This window comes from Burkholderia sp. KJ006, from assembly GCF_000262695.1.
Classification (GTDB): Bacteria; Pseudomonadota; Gammaproteobacteria; order Burkholderiales; family Burkholderiaceae; genus Burkholderia; species Burkholderia vietnamiensis.
Genome location: NC_017921.1, coordinates 948,617 through 961,298 on the forward strand (window position 1 = coordinate 948,617; position 12,682 = coordinate 961,298).

Consider the following 12,682-nt stretch of genomic DNA (forward strand, 5'->3'; position numbering starts at 1 on the left):
TGCATCACCGCGCGAAAGTCGCCCACCCGCTCATGCCAGGCAGCAGCTCGGGCGCGCCGGCATTCAACGCCGCCGTCACGTCCACCGTCTGCGTGACGGGGTCGACGCGCGCGCCGATCCGCGCCACCTTGGCCGGGTAGGTCTTGCCGACTTCGTCCACCTGCACGCTCAGCGCGTGGCCCGGACGCAGCCAGGCGAGCCATTTCGACGGCACGATCATCTTCAGCTCGAGGTGGCTGGTGTCCACCACGGTGAGCAGCGGCTTGCCCGGTTCGGCGAACTGCTGCGGCGAGGCGCTGCGCTTGGACACGCGGCCATCGAACGGCGCGGCGATCGCGCACTTGCGGACGGTGGCCGACATATAGGCCACCTCGGCCGCGCTGGCCTTCTGCTTGGCCTGCGCCTGCTGCACCTCGAGCGCGCCGATCGAATGCAGCGCGAGGAGCTTGCGGTTGGTGTCGAGCAGGTCGCGCGCGCCGTCCGCGTCGGCCTGCGCCTTGCGCAGCTGCGCGTTGTACAGCGAGCAGTCGAGCGTGACGAGCGTCTGCCCGGCGCGGAACGAATCGCCGTCGCGGAACGGCAGGGAGGCGATCTTGGCCGCCACTTCGCTCGAGATGTCCACCTGATCGCGCGACACGAGCTGGATGCGGATCCTCGAATCGGGATTGTCGACGGCCGGCGCGCCCGGCGGCGGCGCCGGGGGCGCCGCCAGGACCAGGCGCGAGGCGACGAGCAGCGCGATCGCGCCGGCTGCCCGGTAGTGCTTGAACGGCTTCATTTCTGCACAGCTCCTGCATCGCGCGAGGCGGCCGCGGCCAGCGTCGGGCCGGGTTGGGCGGGGGCCACGGCGGCCGGGTCGCCGCCCTTGGCGAGCGCGTCCCAGCGCTGCTGCGAGGCGGTGATCGCGCTGCGAATCGCGGCGAGGTCGTAGCCGGTGGGCTTGTCGCTCATCGGGTCGAGGCCCAGCGTGGCGAGCATCTGGCCATAGGCGCTTTCGAGTTCGCCGTAGCTCTGGTACAGGCGCAGCTCCGACATCATCGCCTGCGTGGCGATGCGGATTTCCTCGAGCTTGCCCTGCGCGTTCGCTTCCGTGGCGTTGTGCGTATGCCGCAGGATCTGGCCGTCCACGTCGTTCATCTGCTTGAACAGGTCGAACTGGCGCGTCTTCGCCGCGAGCTCGCTGCGCGCCACGTGCACCTGCGTGAGCACCGCCATGCTCAGCGCCATGCGCTGCATCTTGGCCACGTCGAGCTGCGCCTGCGCGGTGCCGCGGATGTTGCGCGCGTTCAGCAGGTTCAGCAGGTTCCAGCTCACGCTGATGCCGGCCGTGCGCCAGGCGTTGTACACCAGGAAGCTGTTGCTGTCGAAGTGCGCGCCGAGGCTGAACTCGATGCCGGGCAGCAGCTTGGCCATCGCCTTGTGCGTCTCGTTCACGCTGATGCGCTCGTTGTAGCTCGCTTCCACCAGCTCGGGGCGGCGTTGCAGCGCCATGTCTTCCATGTTCGGCATGGCCATGTCGAAGGCCGGCACCTTGAAGTCGCTGCTCGCGGCCAGCGTGAAGTCCTTGCCCGGCTCGAGATTCATCAGCGAGGCGAGGCGCGGCTTGGCTTCCTCGAGCTGGTCGCGCACGGCCTCGAGCTGGCGCATCAGATCGAGCAGCGAGCGCTGGTAGTTCAGCGTGTCGAGCGGCGAGCGCAGGCCCTGCGCCTGGGTGCGGCGCGAATCGTCGAGCGCCGACCGCGCCTGGGTCAGCAGCGGCTCGATGCGATCGCGCAGGCGCTGCGCGCCCACCGCTTGCCAGTAGGCCTCGCGCACCTGCTGCATCATCAGCTGCACGACCTTGCGGCGGCGCTGCTCGAGCACCAGCACGCGGTCGGACTGTTCCTTGGCCTCGAAGTAGCTCACGCCGAAGTCGAGGATGTTCCAGGACAGGTTCAGGTCGGCGGTGCGGCTGTTCTTGTCGGTGGAGTACGACGGAATCAGCGACTGGTCGTGCGTGTAGAGACCTTCCGACGACGAAGCGAGCTCGTGGTTGCGGTTGGCGTAACCGGCTGCGGCCGTCAGCTTGGGCAGCAGGTCGAAGTTCGACAGGTCGAGCTGGCGCTGGGCGAGCGCCTCTTCCATCATCTTCAGGCGATGGTCGAGGTTGTAGCGCACGGCGCGCGCCATGGCCTCGTCGAGCGTGATCGGACCGGTCACCGGCTGCTGGTCGGCGAACATCGCCGTGCGGTCGGTGTGGGCGGTGGCGGCGCGCTCGGCATCCGTGAACGGTACCGGCTTGATGGCGCAGCCGGACAGCCAGACGACGGCCACGGCGGCCGCGAGCAATGCGGGACGCGGTGCGCGTCCCCGGAGCGTCTTGTTTTTCAAGTCGAGGGGTCTCTTGGAAAAATGGGCGAATGAACGGGCGAAAGCGAAGGTCATGAGCGGCGCTCCCCGGTGACGTGCAGGGTGGCCAGCGCATTGGCGAACTGGGCGGCGAGCGAGGGCTTGGCGACGGGCGCGGCCTGCGCGTGCGGCGCGACGGCGTGGCCGTTGCCCTTGCCATGTTCGGCGGGCTTGCCGGCGGCGTTGCCGTGGGCGTCGAAGCGCATCGTCACCTCGCGGCGCACGAGGTTGCCGGCGGCATCGCGCTGCACGAGCGTGACCCGAACGTCGTGCACGCCGGCGGGCGGCTTGCCGCTGAGCACGCCCGATTGCGCGTCGTAGTGCAGCCACGCCGGCAGCGGCGCGCCGTTGGCGAGCGTGACGGCGGTGACGGCCGCGTCGTCGGCGCCCGGCGCCTGCGCGTCGCGGGTGGCGGGCGTCTGCACCAGCGTCCGCACGTTCACCGCGAAATCCTGGCCGGCACGATGCAGCGGATGCACGTCGATCGGCGCCAGCGGATGAGCAGCCGGCGTCGCGCCTTCGATCCCGGCCGGTACCAGCGAATCGAGCGGCCGCACGTGCGTGTCGCCGAGCGAACGCTCGCGCGCACCGTGGCTCGCGAAGGTGAAGGTGTCGCGCGTGCCGATCGAACCGACGTCCCGCTGGCTGGTCGCGCCGAATGCATCGAGCACGATCAGCGGACTCGATACGCCGTCGGACTGGCCGAGGCTGTCGTCGGCGAGCAGCGGCGCGGCGTGCGGCAGGCCGATCGGCATGGCGCCGGTTTGCTCGCGGTCGGGTTGACCGTTCTGGTCGTGCGGCAGCACCCATTGCGGCAGGATCGGCGTGCCGACCGGCTGCGCCGTGCCGACGATGGTCAGCGTGCGCGTGAGCGGCGCGCTGGTCTTGACGCCGTCGCCGACCGTGAACACCAGCGTGCGCGTGCTGTCGGTGCGCTCGGCCTGCGTATGGAGATAGCCGACCGCGGTGAGCGCGGCCTGCCATTGCGCCACGGTGGCGTTGCCGCTGGCCGAGTGCAGCGTGAGCGTGCCGTGCGCGGCGTCGAAGCTCGCGGCGATGTCGCCGGTGGCCGCGCCTGCCGCGAAGCTCAGCACGTCGTGCTGGGCGTCGAAGGCGCCGCTGAAGGCGATCGTGGCGGTGGTGGGCGCCGTGGCGTTCAGATCGGTCAGCGTGATGCCGGCGCCGACCGACACCGGGACGGTGACGCGGCCGCCCGCCGTATAGCTCAGTTGCGTGCCGTCCACGCCGAGCAGTGGCGTCTGGTGCGTCGCCGTGACCGACACGCTGCGCTCCAGCGCGGCGCTCGTCTTGACGCCGTCGTTGATGGTGAAGCCGATGCTGCGGGTGATCGCGTCGGGCGTGACGGCCGTGTCGGTGTAGGTGACCGAGCGCAGCGCGGCCTGCCATTGCGCGAGCGTGGCGGTGCCGCCCGACGAGACGAGGGTGAGCGTGCCGTGCGCGGCGTCGTAGCTCGCCGTGATGTTGCCCATCGTGCCGTCGTTGCTGAACGCGAGCACGTCCTCGCCGGCGTGGAAGCCCGCGCCGATCTGCACGGTGGCCGAGGCCAGCGTGGCGTTGTCGAGGTCGCTCAGCGTGAGGCTGCCGTCGATCGTCACCGGTACGGATGCGGCGTTGTCGCCCGCCACGAACGCGGCCGGGCCGCTGCTGGTGGTGGAGAGCGTCGGCGTCTGGTCGGTGGTGGCGACGGTCACGTCGCGCGTGAAGGCGACGCTGGTCTTGGCGCCGTCGTTGACCGCGAAGCCGATGGTGCGCGTGGCCGTGTCGGGCGTGACGGCCGTGTCGGTGTAGGTGACCGAGCGCAGCGCGGCCTGCCATTGCGCGAGCGTGGCGGTGCCGCCCGCCGAGACGAGCGTGAGCGTGCCGTGCGCGGCGTCGTAGCTCGCCGTGATGTTGCCCATCGTGCCGTCGTTGCTGAACGCGAGCACGTCCTGGCCGGCATGGAAGCCCGCGCCGATCTGCACGGTGGCCGAGGCCAGCGTGGCGTTGTCGCGGTCCGACAGCGTGATGCCCGAATCCACCGTGACCGGCTGGGACGGCGCGTTGTCTGCCGACACGAACGCAGTGCTGCCGCTGGCGGTCGAGCCCACGAGCGGCGTCTGGTCGGTGGCGGCCACGCTCACGTCGCGCGAGTAGGCGGCGCTGGTCCTCACGCCGTCGTTGATGCTGAAGCCGATGCTGCGGGTGGTCGCGTCGGGCGTGACGGCCGTGTCGGTGTAGGTGACCGAGCGCAGCGCGGCCTGCCATTGCGCGAGCGTGGCGGTGCCGCCCGCGGAGACGAGGGTGAGCGTGCCGTGCGCGGCGTCGAAGCTCGCCGTGATGTTGCCCATCGTGCCGTCGTTGCTGAACGCGAGCACGTCCTCGCCGGCGTGGAAGCCCGCGCCGATCTGCACCGTGGCCGAGGCCAGCGTCGCATTGTCGAGGTCGCTCAGCGTGAGGCCGCCGTCGATCGTCACCGGTACGGATGCGGTGTTGTCGCCCGCCACGAACGCGGCCGGGCCGCTGCTGGTGGTGGAGAGCGTCGGCGTCTGGTCGGTGGTGGCGACGGTCACGTCGCGCGTGATGGCGACGCTGGTCTTGGCGCCGTCGCTGACCGCGAAGCCGATGGTGCGCGTGGCCGTGTCGGGCGTGACGGCCGTGTCGGTGTAGGTGACCGAGCGCAGCGCGGCCTGCCATTGCGCTAGCGTGGCGGTGCCGCCCGACGAGACGAGCGTGAGCGTGCCGTGCGCGGCGTCGTAGGCGGCGGTGATGTTGCCCATCGTGGCGCGGTCGTTGGTGAACGCGAGCACGTCCTGCCCGGCGTGGAAGCCCGCGCCGATCTGCACGGTGGCCGCGGCCAGCGTCGCATTGTCGAGGTCGGTCACCGCGATGCCGGTGTCGATCGCGACCGGCGTGGATGCCGCGTTGTCGGCGGCCACGAACGCGGCGCTACCGGTGCTGCTGGTGGACAGCAGCGGGGTCTGCTCGGTCGGCGTGACGACGATGGTGCGCGTCAGCGCGTTGCTGAACTGCGAGCCGGCGCTCAGCGAAAAGCTGACGGTGCGCGTCGCGTCGTTCGGCGTGACCTGCGTGTCGCTATAGGCCACCGAGCGCAGCGCGGCCTGCCATTGGGCGAGCGTGGCCGAGCCGTTCGCCGAGGTCAGCGTCAGCATGCCGGTCGACGCATCGTAGCTGCCGGTGATGTTGCCCATCGTCAGGCCGTCGTTGCTGAACGACAGCCGGTCCTCGCCGCTATACAGGTTGCCCGTGATCGCGATCACCGCGCCGTCGACTACGTTGCCGAGCGGGTCCGCGACGGTCAGGTTCGGGTCGATCGCCACCGGCGCGGCGCTGGCGTTGTCGCCGGCCACGAAGCTCGCGCTGCCGGTGCTGGAGGTGCCCAGCGCCGGCGCCGAGCTGATCACGTTGACGCTGTAGTCGAGCGGCGAGCTGGTCTTCACGCCGTCGTTGACGACGACGCTGACGGTGCGCGTGCCGAGCGCGGCGTTGGCGCCGGTCGAGAACTGCAGGCTGTCGAGCACCGTCTGCCATTGCGCGACGGTGCCGCCGGTCGAGCTGATCGTCAGCGTGCCGCTGGCCGCGTCGTAGTTGACGTTCATGCCGTTGGTCAGCGTCGAAGGCGGCACGCTGATGCCGAGCGTGTCGCCGCTTTGCAGACCCGCGGTGATCTGTACCGTGATCGACATCGGTACCAGCGTCGAGCCGCTCACGTTCCGGTCGGTCAGCGTGATGCCGCTGTCGATCGCGGTGGCGGCCTGGCCGGTCAGGTAGTCGAGGCTGTTGCCCGAGGCGCCGACCAGCGGCGTCTGATGGGTCGCCTGCACCACGATCACCTTGCTCGAGCCGACGCTGGACTTGGTGCCGTCGTTGACGCTGAAGCTGATGGTGCGACTCGCGGTCTGCGGCACCACGGCCGTGTCGGTGTAGGTGACCGAGCGCAGCGCGGCCTGCCACTGGGCGGCGGTCGAGCCGCCGGCCGAGGTCAGCGTGAGCGTGCCGGTGCCGGCGTCGAAATGCGCCTGGATGTCGCCGAACGCGCCGTTGCCGAGCGCGAGCACGTCTTCGCCGCTGTGGAAGTTGCCGGTGATCGCCACGGTGGCCGACGCCATGGTCGCCGAGTCGGAGTCGGTCAGCGTCAAGCCGGCGTCCACCACGACCGGGGCGGAGGGCGCGTTGTCGCCCGAAACGAAGGTGGTGGTGCCGCCGCTGTCGGTGACGATCGGCGACTGGTCGGTCGGAACGACGTTGATCGTGCGCTGGAAGTTGGTGCTGACCTTCGTGCCGTCCGTGATCACGAAGTTGATGACGCGCTGCGTGCCGTCCGGCGTGGCGGCCGAATCGGTAAAGCGGACCGAGCGCAGCGCGGCCTGCCATTGCGCGAGCGTGGCGGTGCCGCCCGCCGAGCTGAGGGCCAGCACGCCGTTCGAGTACGCGCCCGTGATGTTGCCCATCGTCGAGCCGTCGTTGGTGAACAGCAGCGTATCGCCGTTCGCGTCGTAACCGCTCGCGATCACGACGTTGGCCTGGGTCAGCGTGGCGTTGTCGCGATCGGACACCGTGATGCCCGAATCGATCACGACCGGCGTGCTGGGCACGTTGTCGCCCTGCGTGAACGTGAGGCTCCCCGACGAGCCGCCGATCACCGGTGTCTGGTCGGTATCGGCGACGGTCACGGTGGAGGTGGCCGCGGTGCTGGTCTTGGTGCCGTCGCTGATCGCGAAGCTGACGGTGCGCGCGAGTGCGCCCGGCGTAATGGCCGTCGAGTCGTAGGTGACGGCCCGCAGCGCGTTCTGCCACTGTGCGAGCGTGGCCTGGTTGCCCGACGAGGTCAGCGTCAGCGTGCCGTTCGCGTACACGGCCGAGATGTTGCCGTACAGCGCGGTGCTGTTGTTGTTGAAGGCGAGCACGTCGGTCGCCTCGTAATGGCCGGTGATGGTGACCACGGCCTGCTGGAGCGGGCCGCCGTCCAGATCGCCGACGGTGATGGCGTCGTTGACGGCGACCGCCGTCGAGGCGGTGTTGTCGCCGGCCACGAACGAGACGGTGTTGCCGCCGGCGCCGATCACCGGCGTCTGGTCGGTGGCCGTCACGGTCACGTTGCGCGTGGCCGTCGAGCTGGTCAGCGTGCCGTCGTTGATCTGGAAGCTGACCGTGCGTGTGCTGGACGAAGGCACCACCAGGTCGTTCGTGAACTGGATCGAGGCAAGCGCGTTCTGCCACTGCAGCAGCGACGCGCCGCCGGCCGCGGTCAGCGTCAGCACGCCCGTGCTGCCGTCGTACGCGCCGCTGATGTTGCCCATCGTCGCCGGATTGGCGGTGAACAGCAGCTGGTCGTGATTGCCCTGGAAGTTGCCGGTGATCGCGACGGTCGCGCTGACCAGCGTCGTGCTGCTGCCGTCGGTGAGCAGAATGCCCGGGTCGACCGCCACCGGCGTCGAGGTGGTGTTGTCGCCGCTCACGAACTGCGCCGAGCCGCTGTCGGTGCTGACCGTCGGGCCGGCCGTGACCACCATGCTGTGATGCAGCAGCGCGCTGGTCTTGGTGCCGTCGCTGACGGCGAACGTGATGTCGCGCGTGCCGCCCGTCGTGCCCGTCGCGCTCGCGAACGTGACGGCGTCGAAAGCGTTCTGCCATTGCGCGACGGTGGCGGTGCCGCCGGCCGACGTCAGCGTGAGCGCGTGCGTGGTCGCATTGTAGCTGCCGATGATGTTGCCATACAGCGTCACGTTCGAGTTGTTGAACGCGAGCGTGTCGCCGGTCGCGTAGCCGCTTGCGATCGTGACGGCGCCCGAGGTCAGCGTCGGCGTGTCGGCGTCGCTGACGTGCACGTTGGCGTCGACCGCGACCGCGGCCGAGCCGGCGAAGTAGCTGGTGCTGGTGGCGCCGCCCTCGGTCACGAGCGGCGTCTGGTCGACGGAGGTGACGGTGATGGTGCGCGTGGCCACGTTGCTCGCCTCGGTGCCGTCGTTGAACGCGAACGACACCGTGCGGGTGGTGGTGGACAGGTTGGGCGAGGCCTGCGTGCTGAAGAACGTGATCGACTGCAGCGCGGCCTGCCAGCTGGCGAGGCTGGGCGACCCGCTGCCGGTCAGCGTCAGGACGCCGGTGGCGCTGTTGTAGCTGCCGGTGATGCCGTTTTGCGCGACGAACGACAACTGGTCGCCGCTCTGCACGTTGGTGATGCGGACCGTGGCGGTGCTTGCCGAGGCCGAACTGGGGTCGGAGATCGTGATGCCGGGGTCCACCGCCACAGCGGTGCCGCCCACGCCGTTGTCGCTCGAACTCCACGACGCGCTGCCGCTGCTGGTGGTCACCGACGGGCCGTTGTCGGTATAGGCGAGGTTGTTGAGCGTGGGCTCGAAGCTGCCCGAGTCGTTCTGGTCGATCAGCGAGAACGAGACGATGTTGTTGAAGGCGCTGCCGAGCTGTATCTGGCTCGACACGGTGCCGGTGAAGCCGCCCACCGCGGCCGTGGCGAGCTGGACCAGCGCGCTCTTCGAGCCGTTGGCGTAGGTGGCCTGGATGTACAGGTCGCCGTTGAACGAGCTGAGGTCGAAGCTCTGCAGGCTGAACTGGTGGCCGTTGGCGAGCGAGATGGTGACGTTGCTCATCGTCGAGGCGCCGTCGGCGTTGATGTCCAGGACGCCGTCGGTGGGCGACACGGAGATGTCGCTCGGGAACGGCGAGTTCGACGCGTTGTAGGCGTAGGTGTTGCCGGGCTGGTCGAACGTGTAGACGAGGCCGTCGAGCGTGAACTGGGACAGGCCGATCGCCGCGAAGTTGTCGGCGGCCGCGCTGTCGTAGGTTTCCGTCGTCACGCCGAGCAGTTCGTTGAACTGCGCCTGGGCGCTGGCCGATTCGTTCAGCGCGGTGTGGACGTTGCCGACCTGGTATTCGAGCGTCCAGTTGCCGCCGAGCGCGGCCGAGCCGGTCGCGTCGATCGAGGCGGCCACGTTCAGGTGGGTGATGCCGGCGATCTTCTGCACCAGTGCCTGACCGTCGGCCTGTTGGGCCACGTCGCAGCCGTAGATCAGGAAGTCGCCGCCGGCGTGCATCGCCGCGCCGATCTGTGCGAGCTGCGTGCTGTAGCCGGACAGATCGCCGTTGGTGAGCCAGGTGGAGCCGACCTGGATCGCGCCGTCGCTGCCGTGCGAGAGCAGGCTGATCGACTCCACGCCGCGATGGGCCTGCAGGTATTGCGCGATCTGCGCGAGGCCGTCGGTTTTCGCGTCGAGCACCACGTACTGCGTGCCGGCGGGCAGACCGGCGATCAGGACCTGGTAGTTCGCGACGCTCGGGTCGATGAACACGACCTGGGTCTGCGCGGCCGACATCGCGGCGCTGCCGTCGGTCGTGGCGGCATGTTGCGCTTCCCGTTGCGTCGATGGTGCCTGCTGCCGGTTCTGCGCGAACGGCGAGATCGGGTCGCTGCCCTGCGGCTTGTCCGCCGGTGCGTTGGGAGCGGCATTATTCGATGTGCCGACCGCGGGCGTGTAGATATGCGCCTCGGTGCGATGGATGACTTCCGCTGGCGCGTGCTCGTGGGCATGCGGCTGGGCGGCCACGGCGGCCACCGATGCGTCGTAGACGACACGCGGCTCGAGGGCGAGCAACAGGGGCGAGGCCGCGATGCGCGGGCCGGGCTGGCTGGCGTTTTGCTTCTGGCGCGCGAACCACTGCTTGATGATCTTCATGACGATGCTCTCCCTGCTGCTACCTGCCAGATGCCGTGCGGCCGGCTGCGGGGCCGCACCGGCCCCGCCTGATGATTGAAGCCCGGTCGCGATCAGCCGCGCGACGGGAAGCTGCCTTCCAGCGCGCTAATGAATGACAGACCGAGGTACTGATTGCGGACGTTGACGGGCATGTTGCTGCGCGACACGCCGATCATGACGGTCGGGTTGGTTGTGAATTCAACGGCCGCGTCGAACGGCTTGAGTGTCTTGCTCGTCGTGTTTACGGCGCCGCCCTGTGTTTCTGAAGGCAGGGTTTATCCCCTGATTCAAACGGCGTGTTTTCAAGGTTCCGGCAGGGCCGCCGGCTCGCGACGTAACTGCTCGAGCGGATGGCAGGAAAATCGAATGGCGCGGCCGTGCGGCACATGGGGTTATATACCGCTGGTGCCGATTTTCATGAAACAGATTCGTTGGTAAAAACGTTTGCGCCGGATTATCGGCTTCCACGTTCAGGCTGTTAGGCAGGTCTTCGGCCGCCGCTCGTGGCGCGTGCTGACGAACACTTCGACGAACAACGCGTCGCCGTCATGGGACGTGGCGTGGAATGTCGATTCTGCGTCGGCGCAAATGTTTGCGAGCCCTAAATTGCCGATCGAAACAGGCGCGGCAACAATTTCATCGGACTGGAAAAAGTTGAATGGGTCGATAAGAAAATCGACTGTCAAGGCGTCAGACTAATTGTCTGATCAGCGGCAACTGGAGCTTGTTTGTTCGGTTGCGGTGATTGCCCCATGTGCCGTTTGCGACGAGCACCGAAATGTTGATGATGAGCAAGCCGGGCGCGTGCCGGAGAATGCGCGGCGATGCGCTTCTGCGCGATGCGAAACGCCGCCATGCCGATACCAGGCGCAGGGCGGGAGGTGAGCTCGTCGGAGAGCAGCGAGGTCGGTACCGCATCGCATCAATCGCGCAAATTGAACGAGCAACTACGACTTACCCCGTGCGACGAAGTGAGCGCGCTGAACGTGCTGGCCGACCACGGCAGCCGCCAGTCGCGCGAAGATGCGATCGAACTGGCGGCGTGCATTGCGCAACCAGGGCGCGGCCCCAGTCAACGCCACGCACATTGTCGACACGTATCCGACGGCCGCGACGTCGCAGCAGGCGCTGCGGCGTACGACGGTTTCGTGCCGGGCGTCGCCCCGACATCGGCCGGGGATTGAACACGGCGAAGCCGCCTCGAGGGCAGACTTTCGAAGCGGGCGTGTCGGCACGCCCGCTTCGCGTCATAGCTGCGCGAGCGCCTGATCGAGGTCGGCGAGCAGGTCGTCGATATGCTCGATGCCGATCGACAGCCGCACCGTTTCTTCCTTCACGCCTGCCTTCGCGAGCTCGGCCGGCGACAACTGGCGGTGCGTCGTCGATGCCGGATGCGTCGCGAGCGACTTCGTGTCGCCGATGTTGACGAGCCGCGTGAACAGCTTGAGCGCGTCCTGGAATTTCGCGCCGCCGTCGCGGCCGCCCTTGACGCCGAACGTCAGGATGCCCGGCGCACGGCCGGACAGATAGCGCGCGACGAGCGGATGATCGGGGTGATCGGGCAGCCCCGCGTAGTTCACCCATTCGACGTTTTCGTGGCGCGCGAGATGCTGGGCGACCTTCAGCGCGTTGTCGCTGATCCGTTCGATGCGCAGCGCGAGCGTCTCGATGCCCTGCAGGATCTGGAACGCGTTGAACGGCGAGATCGCCGCACCCATGTTGCGCAGCGGCACGACGCGCGCGCGGCCGATATACGCGGCCGCGCCGAACGCTTCCGTGTACACGACGCCGTGATAGCTGACGTCGGGTTCGTTGAGCCGCTTGAAGCGGTCTGCATGTTGCGCCCACGGGAACTTGCCAGAGTCGACGATCGCGCCGCCGAGGCTCGTGCCGTGGCCGCCGAGATACTTCGTCAGCGAGTGCACGACGATGTCCGCGCCGTGCTCGAACGGACGCAGCAGGTACGGCGACGGCACCGTGTTGTCGACGATCAGCGGAATGCCGTGGCGATGGGCGATGTCGGCGAGCGCGGCGATGTCGGTCACGTTGCCGAGCGGGTTGCCGACCGATTCCGCGAAGATCGCCTTCGTGCGCGCGTCGATCAGCGCGTCGAACGACGCCGGATCGCGCGGGTCGGCGAAGCGCGTCGTGATCCCGTATTGCGGCAGCGTGTGCGCGAACAGGTTGTAGGTGCCGCCGTACAGCGAACTCGCGGACACGATGTTGTCGCCGGCTTCCGCGATCGTCTGGATCGAATAGGTGACGGCCGCCTGGCCCGACGCGAGCGCGAGCGCGCCGACGCCGCCCTCGAGTGCTGCGATGCGCTGCTCGAGCACGTCCGTCGTCGGGTTCATGATGCGCGTGTAGATGTTGCCCTGGACCTTCAGGTCGAACAGGTCGGCGCCGTGCTGCGTGTCGTCGAATGCGTACGCAACCGTCTGATAGATCGGCACGGCCACCGCGCGCGTGGTCGGGTCGGGGCGATAGCCGCCGTGCACGGCGATGGTTTCAAGGCGCCAGTTCGAAGAGGCCTGATCGGTCATGGGTGCTCCGTACGTTGT

General features: G+C 68.6%; 6 protein-coding genes. 1 reads left to right on the forward strand and 5 read right to left on the reverse strand.

The window, feature by feature from the left end; all coding sequences use genetic code 11:
• Nucleotides 1–4 precede the first annotated feature (4 nt).
• Genes MYA_RS18305 through MYA_RS18315 form a run of 3 tightly spaced genes read right to left on the reverse strand, consistent with a single transcriptional unit; the run spans nucleotide 5 to nucleotide 10,100 of the window.
• On the reverse strand, nucleotides 5–778 hold the full coding sequence (locus tag MYA_RS18305) for an efflux RND transporter periplasmic adaptor subunit (protein WP_014724525.1): 774 nt from the start codon (nucleotides 776–778) through the stop codon (nucleotides 5–7).
• Nucleotides 775–2,424, reverse strand: a complete 1,650-nt coding sequence (locus MYA_RS18310; RefSeq protein WP_069224534.1) for a TolC family protein — start codon at nucleotides 2,422–2,424, stop codon at nucleotides 775–777. The genes MYA_RS18305 and MYA_RS18310 overlap by 4 nt, the downstream gene beginning before the upstream one ends.
• Nucleotides 2,421–10,100 carry a DUF4347 domain-containing protein gene (locus MYA_RS18315; RefSeq protein ID WP_014724527.1) on the reverse strand — a complete coding sequence of 2,560 codons (7,680 nt, stop codon included), beginning with the start codon at nucleotides 10,098–10,100 and terminating at the stop codon, nucleotides 2,421–2,423. The genes MYA_RS18310 and MYA_RS18315 overlap by 4 nt, the downstream gene beginning before the upstream one ends.
• 171 nt (nucleotides 10,101–10,271) lie before the next feature.
• Between MYA_RS18315 and MYA_RS31290 the strand changes: the two genes are divergently transcribed.
• Complete coding sequence (locus MYA_RS31290; RefSeq protein ID WP_124260097.1) at nucleotides 10,272–10,559, forward strand: hypothetical protein; 288 nt, start codon at nucleotides 10,272–10,274, stop codon at nucleotides 10,557–10,559.
• A gap of 32 nt (nucleotides 10,560–10,591) precedes the next feature.
• Here MYA_RS31290 and MYA_RS31295 read toward each other — a convergent pair whose 3' ends face one another.
• Both MYA_RS31295 and MYA_RS18320 read right to left on the reverse strand, forming a co-directional pair.
• A complete protein-coding gene (locus MYA_RS31295) occupies nucleotides 10,592–10,807 on the reverse strand; it encodes a hypothetical protein (RefSeq protein WP_060080982.1) in 216 nt (71 codons plus the stop codon).
• 561 nt (nucleotides 10,808–11,368) lie between these two features.
• Nucleotides 11,369–12,664 (reverse strand): O-acetylhomoserine aminocarboxypropyltransferase/cysteine synthase family protein, encoded by a 1,296-nt coding sequence (locus MYA_RS18320; RefSeq protein WP_011881440.1) that lies wholly within the window; start codon nucleotides 12,662–12,664, stop codon nucleotides 11,369–11,371.
• Between the last annotated feature and the right edge of the window lie 18 nt (nucleotides 12,665–12,682).

Coding starts and splice junctions, on each gene's coding strand:
- MYA_RS18320 (WP_011881440.1), bottom strand. CDS start 12,664: ATGACCGATCAGGCCTCTTCGAACTGGCGCCTTGAAACCATCGCCGTG.
- MYA_RS18305 (WP_014724525.1), bottom strand. CDS start 778: ATGAAGCCGTTCAAGCACTACCGGGCAGCCGGCGCGATCGCGCTGCTC.
- MYA_RS31290 (WP_124260097.1), top strand. CDS start 10,272: ATGTTGCTGCGCGACACGCCGATCATGACGGTCGGGTTGGTTGTGAAT.
- MYA_RS18315 (WP_014724527.1), bottom strand. CDS start 10,100: ATGAAGATCATCAAGCAGTGGTTCGCGCGCCAGAAGCAAAACGCCAGC.
- MYA_RS18310 (WP_069224534.1), bottom strand. CDS start 2,424: ATGACCTTCGCTTTCGCCCGTTCATTCGCCCATTTTTCCAAGAGACCC.